The 17029-nt window shown below is 60.1% G+C and carries 17 protein-coding genes and 1 tRNA gene; 7 read left to right on the plus strand and 11 right to left on the minus strand.

The features are described 5' to 3' along the window. Positions 1-49 precede the first annotated feature (49 nt). Positions 50-1573, minus strand: a complete 1524-nt coding sequence (locus JQ611_RS31715; protein ID WP_212467658.1) for a PAS domain-containing sensor histidine kinase — start codon at positions 1571-1573, stop codon at positions 50-52. Positions 1574-1749: 176 nt separating this feature from the next. On the opposite strand from JQ611_RS31715, the gene JQ611_RS31720 reads away from it, so the two are divergent. Genes JQ611_RS31720 through JQ611_RS31730 form a run of 3 tightly spaced genes read left to right on the plus strand, consistent with a single transcriptional unit; the run spans position 1750 to position 4452 of the window. Continuing rightward, positions 1750-2307: a GbsR/MarR family transcriptional regulator gene (locus JQ611_RS31720; protein ID WP_212388073.1), complete on the plus strand. Its 558-nt coding sequence runs from the start codon at positions 1750-1752 to the stop codon at positions 2305-2307. Between the two features lie 34 nt (positions 2308-2341). Further along, entirely contained in the window at positions 2342-3022 is a 681-nt protein-coding gene (locus JQ611_RS31725) for a DUF4166 domain-containing protein (RefSeq protein WP_212266170.1), read from the plus strand. Continuing rightward, positions 3019-4452 (plus strand): TIGR01777 family oxidoreductase, encoded by a 1434-nt coding sequence (locus JQ611_RS31730; protein WP_212266171.1) that lies wholly within the window; start codon positions 3019-3021, stop codon positions 4450-4452. The genes JQ611_RS31725 and JQ611_RS31730 overlap by 4 nt, the downstream gene beginning before the upstream one ends. A 12-nt stretch (positions 4453-4464) precedes the next feature. Here JQ611_RS31730 and JQ611_RS31735 read toward each other — a convergent pair whose 3' ends face one another. After that, a complete protein-coding gene (locus tag JQ611_RS31735; protein WP_212467659.1) occupies positions 4465-5331 on the minus strand; it encodes a LysR family transcriptional regulator in 867 nt (288 codons plus the stop codon). Positions 5332-5437: 106 nt separating this feature from the next. Between JQ611_RS31735 and JQ611_RS31740 the strand changes: the two genes are divergently transcribed. Continuing rightward, positions 5438-5866 carry a 4-oxalocrotonate tautomerase family protein gene (locus JQ611_RS31740; protein ID WP_212467660.1) on the plus strand — a complete coding sequence of 143 codons (429 nt, stop codon included), beginning with the start codon at positions 5438-5440 and terminating at the stop codon, positions 5864-5866. Between the two features lie 108 nt (positions 5867-5974). Here JQ611_RS31740 and lipB read toward each other — a convergent pair whose 3' ends face one another. Continuing rightward, positions 5975-6703: a lipoyl(octanoyl) transferase LipB gene (gene lipB / locus JQ611_RS31745; RefSeq protein WP_212266173.1), complete on the minus strand. Its 729-nt coding sequence runs from the start codon at positions 6701-6703 to the stop codon at positions 5975-5977. 74 nt (positions 6704-6777) lie between these two features. Here lipB and JQ611_RS31750 point away from each other — a divergent pair, with 74 nt between their 5' ends. Then, the gene (locus JQ611_RS31750; RefSeq protein WP_074276133.1) at positions 6778-7020 is read left to right on the plus strand and encodes a FliM/FliN family flagellar motor switch protein; all 243 of its coding nucleotides are present in this window, start codon (positions 6778-6780) and stop codon (positions 7018-7020) included. 98 nt (positions 7021-7118) lie between these two features. Further along, a tRNA-Leu gene (locus JQ611_RS31755) sits at positions 7119-7203 on the plus strand. A 19-nt stretch (positions 7204-7222) separates the two neighbouring features. Here JQ611_RS31755 and JQ611_RS31760 read toward each other — a convergent pair. From JQ611_RS31760 to JQ611_RS31780, 5 genes are all read right to left on the minus strand, one after another. After that, positions 7223-8320 (minus strand): tyrosine-type recombinase/integrase, encoded by a 1098-nt coding sequence (locus tag JQ611_RS31760; RefSeq protein WP_212467661.1) that lies wholly within the window; start codon positions 8318-8320, stop codon positions 7223-7225. Next, entirely contained in the window at positions 8320-8517 is a 198-nt protein-coding gene (locus JQ611_RS31765; RefSeq protein WP_212467662.1) for a hypothetical protein, read from the minus strand. The genes JQ611_RS31760 and JQ611_RS31765 overlap by 1 nt, the downstream gene beginning before the upstream one ends. Then, on the minus strand, positions 8514-9617 hold the full coding sequence (locus JQ611_RS31770; protein WP_212467663.1) for a DUF1376 domain-containing protein: 1104 nt from the start codon (positions 9615-9617) through the stop codon (positions 8514-8516). The genes JQ611_RS31765 and JQ611_RS31770 overlap by 4 nt, the downstream gene beginning before the upstream one ends. 2 nt (positions 9618-9619) lie before the next feature. Beyond that, the gene (locus JQ611_RS31775; protein ID WP_212467664.1) at positions 9620-9886 is read right to left on the minus strand and encodes an AlpA family transcriptional regulator; all 267 of its coding nucleotides are present in this window, start codon (positions 9884-9886) and stop codon (positions 9620-9622) included. A 1083-nt stretch (positions 9887-10969) separates the two neighbouring features. Continuing rightward, a complete protein-coding gene (locus JQ611_RS31780; protein WP_212467665.1) occupies positions 10970-11467 on the minus strand; it encodes a hypothetical protein in 498 nt (165 codons plus the stop codon). A gap of 214 nt (positions 11468-11681) precedes the next feature. Here JQ611_RS31780 and JQ611_RS31785 point away from each other — a divergent pair, with 214 nt between their 5' ends. Continuing rightward, the gene (locus JQ611_RS31785) at positions 11682-11867 is read left to right on the plus strand and encodes a helix-turn-helix domain-containing protein (RefSeq protein ID WP_212467666.1); all 186 of its coding nucleotides are present in this window, start codon (positions 11682-11684) and stop codon (positions 11865-11867) included. Between the two features lie 2104 nt (positions 11868-13971). Here JQ611_RS31785 and JQ611_RS31790 read toward each other — a convergent pair. The 3 genes from JQ611_RS31790 to JQ611_RS31800 form a co-directional block, all read right to left on the minus strand. Beyond that, a complete protein-coding gene (locus JQ611_RS31790; RefSeq protein ID WP_212467667.1) occupies positions 13972-14439 on the minus strand; it encodes a DMT family transporter in 468 nt (155 codons plus the stop codon). Positions 14440-15548: 1109 nt separating this feature from the next. Continuing rightward, a complete protein-coding gene (locus JQ611_RS31795; RefSeq protein WP_212467668.1) occupies positions 15549-15839 on the minus strand; it encodes a hypothetical protein in 291 nt (96 codons plus the stop codon). A gap of 503 nt (positions 15840-16342) precedes the next feature. Beyond that, entirely contained in the window at positions 16343-16591 is a 249-nt protein-coding gene (locus tag JQ611_RS31800) for a hypothetical protein (protein ID WP_212467669.1), read from the minus strand. Positions 16592-17029 lie beyond the last annotated feature (438 nt).

Genomic DNA, 17029 nt, shown 5'->3' on the forward strand with positions numbered 1-17029 from the left:
GGCATTTCGGCCGGGATCCCGGTGGAACCCGGACGGCGCGTCCCGCCAGTCACCGCGGCAATTTTGCGATCGCCTGGCTCAACTGATGGATCTCGTAGGGCTTGCGGAGAATGGGAAAATCGCCGCGCACGTTCAAGGCGGCATCGCTATAGCCGGTCGCCAGCAGAATGGGCAGCTGGGGCCGCATCGCCTTGAGGCGGCGCGCCAGGCCGAGGCCGTCCATTTTGCCCGGCATCACGATGTCGGTGAATACGAGGTCGATCCCGTCGCGCTCGATCTCGCGCAGGGCGGCCTCGGCATTCTCTACCCTGCGGACGGTGTAGCCGAGTTGTTCGAGCAGGCTGGTGCTGACAGCGGCGACTTCCGGATTGTCGTCGACCAGCAGCACGGTGCCGCTTCCACTGGATTCGGCAACGCTGACATCGTCAACCGCCAGGCCGCCATGCTGTCGCGGCAGCAGGATCGTGATCTTGGTACCCTTGCCGAGTTCGCTGGCAACCCTGACCGTTCCGCCGGCCTGATGGACGAAACCGTGCACCTGCGAGAGACCCAATCCGGTGCCCTTGCCGATCGGTTTGGTCGTAAAAAAGGGATCGAATATCTTGCTCAGCACGTCAGGCGCGATGCCGGTGCCGGTATCCGTCACGGAGATGGCGACATAGTCGCCGCTATGGGCTTCCTCGCTCAGCCTGGTGTTATCGGCAGCAACCTTGATGATGCCTCCGTCGGACATGGCGTCGCGCGCGTTGATCACAAGATTGACCAGCGCGGTCTCGAGTTCGGCGATATCGACCATGACCGGCCAGACGCTGCGGTCGAGGTCGAATTGCAGTGTCACCGTGCCGCCGACGCCGGTGTGGAGAACATCGCGCACCGCCTTGATTCTTTCGGTGACATCGACCGTTTGCGGATTGACGCTTTGTCGCCTGGCGAATGTCAGCAGCTGGCTCGTCAGTGCGGCGCCGCGCTTTGTCGCCCCGTCGATAGCGGCTAGCGCGCGCTGCATCTTGGGATCGTCGGAGACTCCCTTCCTGAGCGTATGCAGGCTGCCGCTGACGATCATCAGGAGATTGTTGAAATCGTGCGCCACGCCGCCGGTCAGTTGGCCGAGCGCGTCCAGCTTCTGGGATTCCGCCAACTGCGCTTGCATCTGATCGAGCTTGAGCTGGGCCTCACGGCGTTCGGAGATGTCGCGGGTAATCTTGGCAAAGCCGACCAGCCTGCCGTCCTCGTAGATCGGGTCGATGACAACGCTGGCCCAAAAGAAGGTGCCGTCCTTGCGGACGCGCCAGCCGTCCTCCTCATAGCGGCCGGTTTCGCGCGCGATGCGCAACGCGCGCGTCGGCTTGCCATTGGCGCGATCGGTATCGGTGTAAAAAGCGGAGAAGTGCCGGCCCAGGATTTCCTCGGGTGCATAACCCTTGATGCGTTGAGCGCCAATGTTCCAGCTGGTGACGATGCCGGTAGGGTCGAGCATATACAGCGCGTAGTCGGCGACCCCCTCGACCAGAAGCCGGAAACTGCGTTCGCTTTCGAACAGATCCCGCTGCTGTCGTTGGTTTTTTTCAGGCATTTGAATCCCTAACCTAGTGGGCCGAAACGCGCGGGATGCCGGATGGTTCCGGCAATGGACAAGTTTTAGGCACATTTTAGCCGGGGCGCGATCGGGCAGGGCGCGGCTCGCTTTGGCGAAGGCTCGGTCCGATGAAGGGGCTTGACGTCGATCCAGAAATGTCAGATATTTCTGTCATGACAGAAATAACCGAAAAGAAGAAACTCCCGGCCGCCGTCGAGCGGTTCATCCTGCACTGGGGTGACATGGGGGACGAGTGGGGCGTCAACCGCTCGGTCAGCCAGATCCACGGCCTGCTGTACCTCGCCGAGGCGCCGATGACGGCCGAGGATATCGCCGAGACGCTCGGCATGGCCAGGTCCAACGTCTCCAACTCCATCAAGGAGCTGCTGTCCTGGAACCTGATCCGCCGGGTGCCGATCATGGGCGACCGCCGCGATCATTACGAGGCGGAGACCGATATCTGGGAAGTGGCGGCGCGGATCGCGTCTCGCCGCAAGGAGCGCGAGATCGACCCTGCGGTCGATGCGCTGCGCGCCTGCGTTTCCGATGCCGCCGATGATCCGACCATCAGCGCGGTCGCGAGCAAGCGGCTGAGGGAGATGCTGGAATTCACCGAGCTGGTCGACCGTTGGTACATGCAGATGCTGAAAGTGCCGCGGCCGAGATTGGTCGCCCTGATCAAGCTTGGCGAGAAGATCGTCAGCTTCCTGCCGATGGGAAAAACCAAATAGGCAGCGAGTGGCGGGAGAGTAGCAGGAGCGTTCGATGGCGTCAGCAATCAGGATCTCAAGACTTCCAGCGTCCCATCCGCATCACAAGCCTTCCAGCGACATTCTGCTCGACGATAACAGGTTCCATTCGCTGCTGTCCGATGCCGATTGGGGGCGATTGCCGCTGGCGATCTGGCGGCGCTTCTCCAAGCGCCACGTTGATGGTGCAACCGTCGTCTATGTCGGCGAGGTCGAGGAGGCCTATTTCAACAGGATTGGCTGGTGGCTCGCGCAGTTGGCGCGGCTGGTCGGCGGGCCGCTGCCGACCGGGGCCGAGACCGGCGTCCCGATGGTGGTGACGGTGACGGAGGACGCAGCGAGCGGCGGCCAGATCTGGACCCGCATCTGCGCCCGCTCACACGGATTTCCGCAAGTCATTCACTCCTCCAAACGCTTCGCCGGGCCGACCGGGCTCGAGGAATATGTCGGCCACGGCATCAGCATGGCGCTGCGGATCTTCGTCGAGCACGAAGCGCTGGTGTTTCGCAGTGTCGGTTACTCGTTCCAGGTCGGGCCGCTGCGGCTGGCGTTGCCGGATTGGCTGACGCCGGGCGATCTCACCGTAACCCATTCCGATCTCGGCGGCGGCACGTTCCGCTTCACGCTCGATATCGTTCATCCGCGCTTTGGCAGGCTCATTCGTCAGTCCGCCGTGTTCCGGGAGGCCGCGTCATGACATCGTTGCTATGGACCCTGATCGCCATTCAGATCGTGATGGGCGTGTTCGACACGTTCTATCACCATGAGCTGACCGAGCGGCTGGCCTGGCGCCCGTCGCAGCGCTACGAGCTGCAGCTCCACGGCGTGCGCAACATGATGTACGCGTTCCTGTTCCTGGTACTCGGCTGGCTGGAAGTGTACGGCATTTTCGCGATGGCCATCATCGCGGTGCTGGTGGCGGAAGTCATCATCACGCTGATGGATTTCGTCGAGGAGGACATGAGCCGGAAACTGCCGGCGAGCGAGCGCATCAATCACACGCTGCTGGCGATCAATTACGGCGCCATCCTGGTGTTGCTGCTGCCGGTCCTGATCGACTGGGCAATGCAGCCGACCGGGATCAAATCGGCCTATACGGGATGGCTCAGCATGACAGCGGCGGCGGCTGCCGTCGGCGCGGCGCTGTGCGGATTGAGGGATTTTACCGCGGCCCAGCGTCTCGGCCGGATGCACAGCGCGCCTGCGGCTGGCCTCGTGGAGAAACTGCCCGATAGCCAGACCGTGCTCGTCACCGGCGCCACTGGTTTCATCGGCAGCCGGCTGGTCGCGAGCCTGACCGCGTCGGGCCATCAAGTGATTGCGCTGGTCCGCAACCCGGCGAAAGCGGAACTGTCGCCGCCGATCACCCTGATCACCAGCCTCGACCAGATTCCAGCGGATGCCAGAATCGACACCATCGTGAATCTCGCCGGAGAGCCGATCGGCAACGGGCTGTGGACGGAGGCAAAGCGCCGCAAGATCCTCGAATCCCGGATTCAGATGACCAGCGATGTCGTTGATTTGATTGGCCGTCTCGAACGCAAGCCAAAGGTGTTGGTGTCCGGCTCAGCGATCGGCTGGTACGGGCTGTGGCAGGATCAGGTGCTGACCGAGTCCGCCAAATCCCACGCCTGCTTCAGCCATGAATTGTGCGACGCCTGGGAGCGTGCGGCGAGCCCGGCGGCCGAACATGGCGTGCGAGTCGCCCATCTGCGGATTGGCCTCGTCATTGGAACCGATGGCGGCTTCATCACGCGGATGCTGACGCCGTTCGAGTTCGGCCTCGGCGGGCCGCTCGGGTCAGGCAAGCAGTGGATGTCCTGGATCGAGCGCGACGATCTCGTGCGCCTGATCGCCCATGTGATCGCCAGCCCCGGCATCTCAGGGCCGATCAACGCGACGGCGCCGATCCCGGTCACCAATCTGAAGTTCACCGAAGAACTCAGCCGGCGGCTGCATCGGCCGGCGGTGTTCCGGATTCCGGATGCATTGCTGCGCTGGGTCGGCGGCGATTTTGCCAATGAGCTTCTGCTCGGAGGGCAGAGGGTGCTGCCGAACAAGGCGCTGATGAATGGCTTCAAGTTCCGCCACGAAACGCTGCGCAGCGCGTTCGAGGCGATCTTGTAAATGCGGGGATACTCAGGTGCTTGCGCGGGAAACCGTAACCACACTGCGAAACGTCGCCGCCAGCGTCCGCAGCGCGGTGAGTTTGACGGGATCACTGACCTTCGAGTGTAACATTACCTTTGACGTTCCAAGCCTTGGCAGCTTCTGCACCAAACCGATATCGACCAGCCCCGCCGGCGCGATCCTCCGGGCCAGCGGCGCGACCGCAAGCCCAGCCTGGGCAGCTGCGACCACCGCCGTGACGCCGCCTCCGACAAACGCCTCGATCCAGGGGATGCCGGCCTTGTCGAGCGCGCGGACGGCGATCGCGCGGACGCCACAGGGTGGTGCCAGCGTCGCCAGTTGCAGGGCGTCACCGCGCGGCCAGACGAAGCGGGGCGTCGCGAACCAGCCGAACTCGTCCTCGGTCAGTTGCTCGCCGCCGCGGCGGCTGCCTTCCTGCCGCACCACCACGGCGTCGAGTTCGCCGGAATCGTAGGCATCGAGCATCGCCCGCGAAAAGCCGATCGTCACCGCGAGCGACATCTGCGAGGACATCGCATGCAGCCGCTCCAGCAGCGGCACCAGTTCCGCACCCGCGGCGTGATCGCTGATCCCGAGCGACAATTGCTGCCGCGCCGGCTTTTCGCCCGACAGCGCGCGGTCATGCGCCTCCATCAGCACGCGGGCATGGTGCAGGAACGCCGTGCCATCGGCGGTGAGCGTCACCGCGCGCGGCGATCGCTCGACCAGCCGCTTGCCGAGCACGCTTTCCAGCCGCTGCAGCTTCAGGCTGACGGCGGCCTGCGTGGTACCGAGCGCCTCGGCGGCGCGGGTAAAACTCTGCAGCTCGGCGACCAGCAGGAAGGCCTGAACGGTGTCGATATCCAGCGTGCCCATGGCATCATCACTAATCGTTATCATTGTTATGAACAGAGATAAGATACCAAAATGATGCTGATAAGTCTAGGTATGGGGACGCAAACGCACACCAGGGAGAACCATCATGCCGCTCATCACTGTCACCTATTCGAGCTTCCGCAAGGCGCCTTCATTGAAGGCCGAAATCGCCACCGCCGTCAGTGATCTCACTGCGCGAATCCTGCGCAAGGATCCCAGGGTCACAGCGGTGATCGTCCGCGCGGTCGACGCCGCGGACTGGTTCGCCGGCGGAAAGTCGCTGGCCGAACAGAGCCTCGCCAGCTTCTGGCTCGACGTCCATGTCAGCGAGGGCACCAACACCAAGGACGAGAAGGCCGCCTATCTCGCCGCGGTGTTCCAGCGCATGGGCGAACTGCTCGGGCCGCTGCACCACGAGAGCTACACGCATGTCGACGAGGTCAAGGGCGATGCTTACGGCTTTGGCGGGTTGACGCAGGAGCGGCGCTACATCGCCGGCAAGCTCGAGGTGCCGCCACAGCAGGAGGCGGCGTGAACCCATAGCGTTTTCGAGCGAAGTGGGTACCGGTTCGCATAGCAATCAAGTTTACGCAGATTGCGTAGACTTATCTGCGGTAGAAAACGCGTCAAAAATAAAACCGTCTTAGACAGTCGTTTCCGGCAGGCGGGCCTTGGTCGCGCCGAACACGTCCTCAAAGGCCTGCCGGAGCGCGACATCGACGTCTTCCATGGTCACGGGCAGTCCGAGATCGACCAGCGAGGTGACGCCGTATCTGGCATCGGCGACGCCGCAGGGGATGATCGCGGAAAAATGCGACAGCTCCGGCTCGACATTGATGGCGATGCCATGGAACGAGACCCAGCGCCGCAGCCGCACGCCGATCGCCGCGATCTTGTCCTCATGGCCGGGTCCCTTGTCCGGCCTGTTGACCCAGACCCCGACGCGGTCCTCTCGGCGTTCGCCGCGCACGTTGAAGGCGGCCAGCGTGCGGATGATCCATTCCTCCAGGCCGGCGACATAGGCCCGCACGTCCGGCCGCCGCCGCTTCAAATCGAGCATCACATAGGCCACCCGCTGGCCGGGGCCGTGATAGGTGAGCTGGCCGCCGCGCCCGGTCTCATACATTGGAAAGCGCGGGTCCAGGAGATCGCCGGCCTTGCCGCTGGTTCCGGACGTGTAGAGCGGCGGATGTTCCAACAGCCACACCAGCTCGGGCGCTTGCCCGGCCGCGATCGCGGCCGCCCGGGCTTCCATCTCGGCCACGGCGTCGGGGTAGGGGACCGCTTTGGCCGCAATCCGCCATTCGACATCGCTGCCATCAGGGGCTTGCGCGAAGGTCGTCAAATCAAGGCTTTGGCGGTCATTAACCATTGGCTAACCATAACGTGGTCAGGTGAAACCACCCAATTTAGTCCAAGATCTAGTCCAAGTTTGGCGGTTTCGTAGTGGCCACCCTCGATAAAGTCAGCGTCGATCTCATGGTGGTGCTCGGCACCACCACGATGCCCATCCACCAGGTGATGCGGCTTTCCCGCGGCGCCATCATCGAACTGGACGCCACCGAGGCGGACGAGGTCAAGATCCTCGCCAACAACCTTCCGGTGGCTTCCGGCGTGGTCCTGGTCGATCGCAACCGGATCGCGGTCGAAGTCAAGCAAATGCTGCCGAAATTACCGGGTGTTAGGTAGTTATTCGGTCGCAAAACCGCCTTGTCCCTCCATCTCTGATTTGTTACATCGGCGCCGTTGATCCGGCAGGCCTTAAATCCTTCCAGCCGGTATCCCAAGCGCTCGTGGCGGAATTGGTAGACGCGCTGCCTTGAGGTGGCAGTGAGTAAAATCGTGGGGGTTCGAGTCCCTCCGAGCGCACCACCTCAAAAAAATAGCTTTGTTATTGTTGGGTTTTCGGCGCTGCGGCCCGCACCTTGTCACTAGGTGCGGGAATAGATGTTTCCGTTTCGGTCCTCGACAGCTTGTTCATGGCGCCAGCCGACAGCGCGCGACGGTTTGCTGAGCGCGTATAGAGCGACGCCATCTGGCCGCCCGCCCAGCCGAAGATGGCTTCCAGTTCAGCCACAGTTGCTCCGTGGTTGGCTGCGTTGGTCGCGGCAGCCTTGCGCAGGCCATGCGCTGACTTCTGGATCCCAGCGGCTCGGCAAGCGTCCCGGAACAGGTTGCCCAAGCTCTCCTTGGTGAGGGGGTTGCCATTCGCAGTAGCGATAAAGGCCAAGTCCCCGGTCGGGCCGGCGTCGAGCGTTGTCTGAAGCTCGGGTAGGATCGGGATCGTCACCCACATGCCCGTTTTCTCAGTCTGGATCGAAATCACACCGTGGCGGACATGCTGCTTGCCGACCACCGCGGCATCGCCGCGGCGCAGCCCGGTATACAGGAACATGTCGAACATGACCCGCTCGCGCGTCCCACGGGGCCAGCGCCGCTCGAAGGTTGCGATTTCTTGGTCGGTCCAAACCGGGAATCCCGCTGCCTTCGCGCCTTTTGACTTTTTGGCAGCGATACCCTGCGTCGGATCGGTTCTGACGAGATCGGCATCCACTGCCCAGGTGAATAGACCGCGCATGGTGCTCAGGAAGTTCTTGGCCTGGGACGGGGTATCTGCACGACGCTCGCGGCCTTTCAAAATCGCTTTCCGGTCAATTCGCGACAGCGGTTCGCGGCCGGCAGATTTGAGGACGTGAAGCATGATATTTTCGCGCTGCTTGCGCGTCGCCATCGACAAGTCCCGCCAGGCGATCGATTGCCGATAGAGCAGCCACAGCCATTCCAGCGTGCCTCTGGGGGCCTTTTCCGTTGGGTGCGGTTGCTGGTCGGAGACCGCGGCATGATACGCCTGCTGAAACTCCGGCGATCCGAAGTCCGCGTTTATGCGTATTCGGCGACCTTTGTCGGCGCGGACGTACCAGACGGTCTTACCGTGACGGGTGGTCTCGCGGTGAAGGTGTGGCGGGCGGGGGCGGGGCATGATCTCCATCACAGGACTGCCCCGCCGTCGACCTCAAGGTCTTTTTCAACGACATTCGGGAGTTTTCCCCCGCCGCGTGAGGTGCAGAGATGCACATAGATCGTGCCGTCCGGACGAACTTCAACCCCGGCTGCTCCAGCTTGCTTGGCGGCGCGGATCGTTCGCGCAACGTCAGCTTGGGTGATGTGAGCGCGGGTCCGGCTCATTTGGGATCAGCTGCCATCGACGGCGCCCCACGGGGCTGGTCGGTGGCCAGATCGATGCCGTGCTTGGTCAGGATGTCCGGCGGGCAACGACAAGCCGACGACGTCGGCTCGGGACCAAGCTGGATATTCCAGCGGCCAGTGGCGGCGTACATCTTCGCGGCGAAGTCCCAATCCTTGTTGGACGGCATGAACGCGCCGGCCTGCGATTGGGAAACCTCGACGCGCGGCGGCGCCTTGGCGGCTTTCTCGGTTGCTCGACGCTTGAACTCGGCGCACCACAGCGTCCACGTCTTGGACCAGTTCTGCGAGAAGGTGCCGCGCTGGGCGTTGAGCGCCTGGAAGCGCAGCACCTCGCCGGAGATGTCGGTCATCCCGTGATCGCGCGCGACCTCGATGCAGGCTTCGTCGGGGATCCAGTCCTCCGGCAAAGCGGTGCCCAACGGATTATTCGTGACCCTAGCCGAACTAGTTTCTTCAATTGAATTTACAGGTTCTTCCGTTGTCTTCGTCGTACTTTCAGGCCTTTCAGACTTTTTCACCGGCACAGTACTGACCACAACGGCAGTCTTAATTTTATTTGAAGATTTCCCTTCCTCTCCCTTCCTTTCCTTTCCCTTCCCTTGGTGAACGTCACGTTGCATCAGGTGAGGATCGTCGTGATGATCGTCACGGTCAACGTCACGGTGTTCGTCTCGTTTCCGTAACGATGCACGTCGGGTTTCCGTTGCCTTGGCAGTGCGAGCACGATAGGCGCGGCGAGTGCTTTCGGCGTCTAGAGCCTTTTCGGCTACAACGGGGTGGTAAAGGCGGCCGTCATCGCACTCAATGAATCCGTGAAGAGCGCGATCACGCACGACGAGCCAGTCATCGACATTTCGGCCGAAGCCGGCGAGATTGGCTAGGAGGCGGTCGTCGTTAGGAAGTGAGGCAGCTGGTACTTGATGCCAAGCCGCAGCCCATAACAACACTCCTGCTCGGAACTCGTCTCCGGTCGTAACGACGGAAAAAACACTGTCCCTGAGCCGAACGACGTCCAATGCCATATAAGAAAAGTCGCGCAGGTCAAGGTCAGCTGGCGTGAAAGGTGCGGGGCGGGTCATCGTCACCCGCCCTTAGCAATGCGGTGAAGAAATTCGAGAATATCGGCGTGTCGCCAGAATGCCTTACGACCGATCAGGATGTGCTTGGGAAGGATGCCATTCCGCTCCATGCGCCAGAGGGTCATACCGCTGACCGGCATCAACCGCTGCAATTCCTTACGTGTAATCAGACGATATTCGTCGAGCTCATCGTTTTTGGAGGGCCCACATTCTATCACAGCAACTGTCCAGTAGATATGATCTGAGAAGGTCTGTTTTCTTCTGATCAAATCTGGGCTTTGATCGACAAGTATGGATAGGGGCTAAGTACACGCAATTTTTTTTGTGTTTACACCCTATCCGTGCCGATTGAGCCATTGAGTGCGATACGTCCTTACCGTTTCCGCCGAAATGGGCGAACTGCCATCTTTGATTGAGAGCACAGCTTTAATAAAGCGGGCGCCCGGTCCGGCGCGACCATTGCCGAATTTCCGACCGAAAGCTTCTTCATAAACGTGAGGTAAGCCGCATCCGAGAAGCCAAACAATCGGTGAGAGGCGTCGCTGACGTTCCGGGATTGCGGGAGGCTTATTCAACCACATCGAAAAAGCTTCAAGATAAGCAAACGTCTCCTCGAGCCTTTCCTGCGTTCGATAGTCCGTCCATGCGGGGGTGCCAGGCACCGTACGTCGGTTAGGAATCGTCGAGGGTGGTCTTTTGGGGCCGGCTGGATGGTGAATTGGTGGAAGCCCCGCGTGTCCGCCATGCCGCTTGGCAAAGTCATTGCCTGCTCTGACAAGAGCATAAAAAGCGTCCGAACTCGGTTCAGGCAGGGAAACGAGAACCTTTCTCAGCGCGAATCGCAACGTGTGTATAGTTTCGGAGGACTGCTTTTGGCTGCGGATTTTCCGGCCAGAGGTATATATATTGAGCACGTGATTTAGGCTCTGGACAAGGTCGGCAACATCGTACTCATCAAGGTGCGTCGCGCCTGCTTCGTCTACGATTCTGAGTGCCTGTGCATGAGAGACTGCCTGCGGAACTAGCTCAGACAAGGGTCGCCGGGTGGTTTTCGATTTCTTGGGGGGCACGACAAGCGATATCCCGAGGCCATGTGAGTAGGCCTATCTATAACTCACCGATTTAAGGAATCGATATCGACGTTTCAAAGTAATGATCTTCGGCTTTGCTCAAGCCGTGGACCGAAGTCCGCTGTACGTTCTAAAACTAAACAGGTAATCCTAGGCAGAACAGTCGTGTTTCATGTGAATCAAGCTGTTTGAGACACTGTGTGAAACGTTCATGGCACGGTCTTAGTCCAAGGAGTTGTTTTTATAAAAATCGATATCGCTATGGTCTGAGCTCGTTCGGCTTCATCGGCAGCTGGTGGTCGACATGCCACCCCCAAGCCGGGTGGTGAGGCAATTAACCGGAGGGGACGGATCAGGCAGAGATGACTGCCCGGATGACCCCTGCGGCACCTGAACGATGATCGGCCGCTGGGGGCGGGTGGCCTGCCGCTGGGCCGCAGCCATATTTTCTTCAAACTCCCGGCCACTTTGCCGTCGGATCTCCTCTAGGGCGGCCTGATCAGCGGCGAGCTTCTTGCTGACGTCGATGCCGCAGTGCTTCATTTCGAGGTGAAGGAGTCCATAGCGGAGCATACCCCGATCAACTGGGCGAGCGTCCTCGCTGACCAGTTTCTCTACCCGCTTAATCTCCTCGCACACGTCGGCTGTCCAGCCGCCGCGGCTCGTGGCTTGAACGCGCGGCTCATCAACCGGAGTGCCAAATCTCGATAGGTCCTCGGCCGCCCTTGCAGGCGAGAGAAAGAGCAGAGTCAAGGCGACAACGATCGCTAGTCTTCTCATTTCCATTCTCCGGGTTTTCGGATGCTGCACCTTCGTACCGCCCCATCGCGAAGTGTTCACAGCGTTCCAAACAGCAAAGAGGGGCATCCGCGAATTGTGGGCAACGCGCTCGAATGTAACTTAAAAGCGGTCGCCTTAAAAGCGTTATCGAGCCGAAATTGGCTCTGTGAAAAAGACTCACAAAGGGCCACTGCGGGATGTTCTGGCGAGGAATATGCGTCGCCTTCGGGCGGAGCGTGGACTGAGTCAGGAGGCGCTGGCCCACGAGTGCGGAATCAATCGCACCTATCTCAGCGGCGTCGAGCGGTCCGAACGGAATGTCTCGCTCGATAATATCGCTCGGATTGCTCGTGGTCTGAAGGTCAAGGCTTGGACGCTCCTGGACGAGAGCGCCAAGTGAACCTGAGCGGATAGCCGACCAGGTTGCAGTATTATTTAGCTCGCCCCAGGGCGCGTCGAGGCCGACTCAACGCCGACGTAGTATCACGAATTGAGCGGCCGGAGCTGGGTGAGGGCGACTCCCGGTCGCTAGCCCGGATTGCATATAACTGGCTCAGGGTGCACCACAGTGGGTCGTAAGCGGCCTACTTGAGTGGTTTGGCTTCCCCAGCACTACACCAGCACTGAGTAAGGACTGGGGAAGGCGTGGGGTACGCCGGACTTTACCCGGGAGCAAATCACGAGCCGAACAAGCCGCTGTTCGGGGGTGCCTTCTGACCTTTGTTCGGCCGCAGAGGTGCGTCAGTGAGGTTCTCGAGTTTTTCCCGCAAACTTGGCTGCCTATAGAAGGCAAGCAAGCCCTGACCGGCTTCATCTATTCGTGTTGTAGACTTTGGAAGCGTGCGCCGTTCGCATCCGGGGATGATCATCTGCAGCCCAGCCGACGTACGTTCCACTCCAGCCATAGCAGCCCTCCGTTGCCCTGAACTTCATAAATGGGACATCGATTGAAACTTTCCATGCGGCTGCCGACGAAACACGAAAGATTTTGTAGCAGGACGGGCTCGGGAACTTGTTGACTAAAACCCGGGCTGACCTGCCCGGGGTTGGCCGGACGAGCCGCCGTGAATCACATCGGAAGATGGGTTGTTGCTGCGCTGGAGCTCTGGTGTCTCAGTGTCTCATATTCTATTCCACGATATTGTTGCCTGACTCGCATCTGCACGACGCTCAATCCAAGTTGGAAAAGGTGCCCTGCAGCAAAGCGCGAGGACCGCATATCGGTCTCTGATGATCGGCGCAGGTAATGCACTGTCATTGGGAGTTTTGGTCTGGGGCCGATGTTTCCGCTGCCGATGGTGCGCAGGCGGGGGAGTGGGAACCATCCCAGCCTGCACGAATCGATTCGGTGCCGCCAGTCGTGCCCCTCCAAGTCGCGCTGGCGGTGGGCGGCCCTGGCAGCGTTGCGTAAGGCTGGGGCCGTTCTTTAACGGCCGCCCTTCCTTTTTTATTGGCGTCGGCGCCACCATGACGGCTGACGATCAACGCCGCGAAGGTGACAACAACCAGCGCCACCACGGCCAAAGGATGCCGGCCGTTTCTATGTAAGTAATTGATTTATTGGTGACCGGGAGGGACTGAGCTCGGTGCCAGGCGAGCCCGCGGATGGTGCTGTGGCTGGTGTTCGGATCCAGACAGGATAACGGCGCCCACCACGCACCGAACGGCGCGCACATGCCCTGTACCTCGCTGGATCCACGGCGCGAGGACCGCGCAGGACTGGTGACCGCCATCAGCGCGTCGTAGGCAGCCTAGGTTTGGCGCGCAGGCGCTGGCGCCACAGTGTCTCTGTGTAGATTCGCCGAGCCCGACGTCGCGGTGTGGAGCTGTATCGTACCGGTACCGTACCGGTGGGGGAGCGGTCCCGGACCGGTACCGTAGTGGTCCGGGAGGCGTGGGGTACGCCGCACCTTGCCCCATTGGCGAATCCGGTTTGGAGCTAAGAGGGTTGCTGGCAAGATCGAAGTCGCAAAAACCGCACGTGGGGAAGAAAAATACGACGGCTACCGCGTCCAGGTGCACGTCAACGGCGGGTAGTGGGTCAGTTTGATTGTGGCGGCCCAGAGGGCTGGCAAACCAGCGAGTCGGGGCGCATATTCTGGGGGTTAAATTTCCCCGCCCAGGATCAGGGGTCTCTGATCGAGGACGGGGAGAGTCACTTGGAGCTTCCAGCAGCAAGGGGCGCTGCGCATCAAAGCCTAGTTTGGTGGCGGTCCCAGCGAAAGCCTAATGTTTATGCACCCCAAGCGCCCCCGCGACTCCAACTAGCTCGCCAAGTCATCATAGACATTGCGACGGGGCAGGTAACAGAACGCGACCCCGATGCCGGTAAGAATGCCGGGGCGGTGGTTCGCAAGGGCGGAGAGGCCCGCGCGCGCCTGCTCAAGCCTGCCGAGAGAGGCGGGAGATAGCAAAGGCTGCGACTAGATCAGAACCAAATCGCAAGACTGTGGTTAGAGAACAAAGAGGCCGCCAACTGAAGCGGCCTAACTGGGTCATGCCCTTTAGGAGCGAGCTTTAATCAGATTCCCGATTTCTATGATGGCGATTCCGGCCACGATCACAACCAGCCCGATGGCTTTCGTCGTGTCGATTGGCCTTTTCGCCATGCTGAAGAGACCAAATTGGTCAATGACGGCAGACGTGAGAAGTTGGGCAACCAGGATGAACGCGATGAAACTCGCTGCTCCGAGCCGTGGAATGATGATAGTGGCCGATAATCCATAGAAGCCAATAAGTAGGCCCGCTCCATAACCCACAAGGGGCGCTGATCCCAACTCTGCAATGGTGGGATAGCCGTAAATCGGCAGAGTAAATGCCAGCGCAACGAGGGCCGCAACAGCGAACATAATTGCCGTTGCCGCGAACGGATTCCCCACGCTGCGCGCAACGCCGCTGTTCAATACACCGATGAGCGGTATGCCCGCGCCTGCCATAAATGACCAACCCGACAAGATCAAATAAGAACGCACTGATTGGGCTCCCTGTGGTTGTTTGGGCGACATTATCCCTGTTTTGAGGATTGCTTCTAAACGATATCAAATTAGGCCACTGCCAATTTCAAACTAGGCCACTATCCCGGCGGCCAGATCCTTGTCAGAACGCCGTTCCCCGTCATTCTGCCAAAATTTTGTCTCGGCATAACTTTCGCGCAAAAGACGGAATTATTTATCCCCGATTTGACTATTCGCGTTTTCCTGCCCGGCGACTCCGACGAGAGCGCTTCTATTGAGGCGCAACTCTCAGCCGAAGTTCCGCCAATATTGGACATCAACCCATGGTAAAGTTGGGGACGGTAATGTCTTTTGCGCCCTTCGTGATTGCGTTCGAGGGCCAAATCAAAGTTCGTATTTTGAGAAATGGCATCTTACACCGACTGGGGAGTCTAGCGGTCCGGATGCACCCAGACCACGCTACTTCGGCTTCCACCGTTGCTGAGCCGCCCGCTTCGCAATCTCCCCCTGACGCTCCGGCGTCATAGCATCTGCCCTAGCCTTCCCGCCTTTCTTTCCCATCGCTACCGCAGCCGGGTCCTTGCCCTGCTCTTCTGGCGTAGGATCGCGGTCAGGCTTCTGCCCCGTCGCAATGTCTATGATCGACTTGGCGAGCTGGTTGGGGTGTCTAGGGCGTTTTGGGGTCACTTGGTTACATCCGCCTTGCCGGGCCAGTATATCGACTTAGTTGAAATCCAGTGCTGCGCCTCTGCTTCGGTCTCGAAGTCTCCGATATGGGAGTCTGGACCATTCCCCGTCTTAACCGCAACAAACCAACGGCCGCTTTTTATCATCTCCGGTTCAAATTGGGGGTATGTCTCTGTCATGCTCAGAATATGTGACGGAGACGGTCAACATACCAGCCCGGAACCCCGCCACAATCAAACTGACCCACTACCCAACGGCGGGAAGAAGAGGGTCCGCAGCTTCAATCCGAACCACGATCGTGGGTGACTGGGGCAGATTCAGGATGAGATGGTCGGGGGCAGCACCCCCCAGACCAAGGCCGTTTTTGAACCTGGCAAGGGCTACCCGAAGTAAACACTGGAGGGGCCACCTCAGTTGGCGGCGTCTTTCTTCTCGGAGCATCAAAGAAACTCACGAAGCCGCGCGAGTTCAGCGACATGCTCGGACAACAGGATTTCGGTGACCAGGGGAGGCTGCGGCGCTGTCTGAATTTCATACAAATGCCGGGTAGAGTCAGGCTTGGCCATGAACTCACGGATGCAGTCGTCCAGGGTGCCGTCGAGCAGCAAATATGGGCCGGTGCCCTCGGTGCGCCGCTGGTTGTTAAGCGAAGGCCATTTCCGAAGAACAGCTGGTGCATTGAAATTGACGTGGGAGTCAGGTTCAGCCTCACGCGCGTCGTTATCTGTCATTCCCCCTTCGCCTTCAGCCCGCTCTCCGGCACGATCGCAAAACCTCTCTCAATGGCGGCTTTAAACACTGACTTGAGCCCAGGCTCCGCCATGACCTCGTTGGCTGCGCTAAAGGGTGTAATTTCCTGCCAGCGCGACCGCGGCCTTGCGTCAGGAAGTGCGGTCTCCGACATGGCGTAGGCCAAACGCAGTTCTCGGCCATCTGGCAGTCGCTCGACGTATTTTCGAAGTCGGTTCACCTTTTCGCCCTCGACCGCCCAGCAAGCAGCTCAGAGGCAATCTGCCTGGCGAGTTTGACTCCCAGTCGAAGAGCGGCCGCGCGAACGGAATTTGGTGGTCTACCGCTGCGCTTCACCAGCTCATCGAATGACTTTGCGGATGCGGCGATCTCCATGAAGCGGCGCTGCTCTTTGAACGACCAAGGCATTACAGAACCACGGGAAGTTTTGCGAAGGCGGGTGAAAATCCCACTTCCATCTTCAGTTTTGTCATCGCAAGCCGGATCATGCAGCCCAAACCGGACCGCGTTCAATTGCCCATTTCCAGCGCGGGATGCGGCGCCCTATGTGATCGCTGCCCGCAAATCTCTTTTTCTGGTAGGCGAATGTTTCGCGCGCCTGTTGTTCGGCGTAATTCTTGCTAACGCCGGCCTCGACACATGCGGCCTGCGCATCCTTGTCGCCCATGTGGAGGAATATTTGGATGAGCTGGTGCCGCTGCACCGGGCTGACCTTGCGTTTGGGTTGCTTCATCTTTGCGACCTCTGGTTCGGCAGCAGGCCGCGCTCATTCGTAAGCCAGTAAGGCAAGGCAGGAGACAGACCCTTGCTCATGAGTTAAGTGATAACTGATTCGCTGTCTCGTGCCTCGGCTTGGCGGGGTGAAGTCGGGCAAGAGCGCCCGTTTACCAACAGCCATCCTTGGCCCGCAGCATCGCGGGGGGAGGCCGGCTTTCTGGTCTTCACCCAGTTGGGTGATCGGCCGGGCCGATATGATCGATCTACGAGCTTCGACACAGGCCCTCGAGAATCGGATCAGGCCCCGACGGTAGTGTCTCAGTTTGAAATCTCGCTCTTTCGACCCATCTCGCGCTCATATGCGGCTTCAGCAGGGCTCAGAGGAAGTTCATAGTCAGTATATCAGACATCTTGCACGATCATTTGGGGTCGGAAGCAAGTGGTATTGAATCAG

It is taken from the genome of Bradyrhizobium sp. AUGA SZCCT0182 (genome assembly GCF_018130185.1).
GTDB lineage: Bacteria > Pseudomonadota > Alphaproteobacteria > Rhizobiales > Xanthobacteraceae > Bradyrhizobium.

What these genes read in the sequence shown, in the direction of transcription:
- JQ611_RS31715 (WP_212467658.1), bottom strand. Translation starts at nt 1,573, where the DNA reads ATGCCTGAAAAAAACCAACGACAGCAGCGGGATCTGTTCGAAAGCGAA.
- JQ611_RS31720 (WP_212388073.1), top strand. Translation starts at nt 1,750, where the DNA reads ATGACAGAAATAACCGAAAAGAAGAAACTCCCGGCCGCCGTCGAGCGG.
- JQ611_RS31725 (WP_212266170.1), top strand. Translation starts at nt 2,342, where the DNA reads ATGGCGTCAGCAATCAGGATCTCAAGACTTCCAGCGTCCCATCCGCAT.
- JQ611_RS31730 (WP_212266171.1), top strand. Translation starts at nt 3,019, where the DNA reads ATGACATCGTTGCTATGGACCCTGATCGCCATTCAGATCGTGATGGGC.
- JQ611_RS31735 (WP_212467659.1), bottom strand. Translation starts at nt 5,331, where the DNA reads ATGGGCACGCTGGATATCGACACCGTTCAGGCCTTCCTGCTGGTCGCC.
- JQ611_RS31740 (WP_212467660.1), top strand. Translation starts at nt 5,438, where the DNA reads ATGCCGCTCATCACTGTCACCTATTCGAGCTTCCGCAAGGCGCCTTCA.
- lipB (WP_212266173.1), bottom strand. Translation starts at nt 6,703, where the DNA reads ATGGTTAATGACCGCCAAAGCCTTGATTTGACGACCTTCGCGCAAGCC.
- JQ611_RS31760 (WP_212467661.1), bottom strand. Translation starts at nt 8,320, where the DNA reads ATGGAGATCATGCCCCGCCCCCGCCCGCCACACCTTCACCGCGAGACC.
- JQ611_RS31765 (WP_212467662.1), bottom strand. Translation starts at nt 8,517, where the DNA reads ATGAGCCGGACCCGCGCTCACATCACCCAAGCTGACGTTGCGCGAACG.
- JQ611_RS31770 (WP_212467663.1), bottom strand. Translation starts at nt 9,617, where the DNA reads ATGACCCGCCCCGCACCTTTCACGCCAGCTGACCTTGACCTGCGCGAC.
- JQ611_RS31780 (WP_212467665.1), bottom strand. Translation starts at nt 11,467, where the DNA reads ATGAGAAGACTAGCGATCGTTGTCGCCTTGACTCTGCTCTTTCTCTCG.
- JQ611_RS31785 (WP_212467666.1), top strand. Translation starts at nt 11,682, where the DNA reads ATGCGTCGCCTTCGGGCGGAGCGTGGACTGAGTCAGGAGGCGCTGGCC.
- JQ611_RS31795 (WP_212467668.1), bottom strand. Translation starts at nt 15,839, where the DNA reads ATGACAGATAACGACGCGCGTGAGGCTGAACCTGACTCCCACGTCAAT.
- JQ611_RS31800 (WP_212467669.1), bottom strand. Translation starts at nt 16,591, where the DNA reads ATGAAGCAACCCAAACGCAAGGTCAGCCCGGTGCAGCGGCACCAGCTC.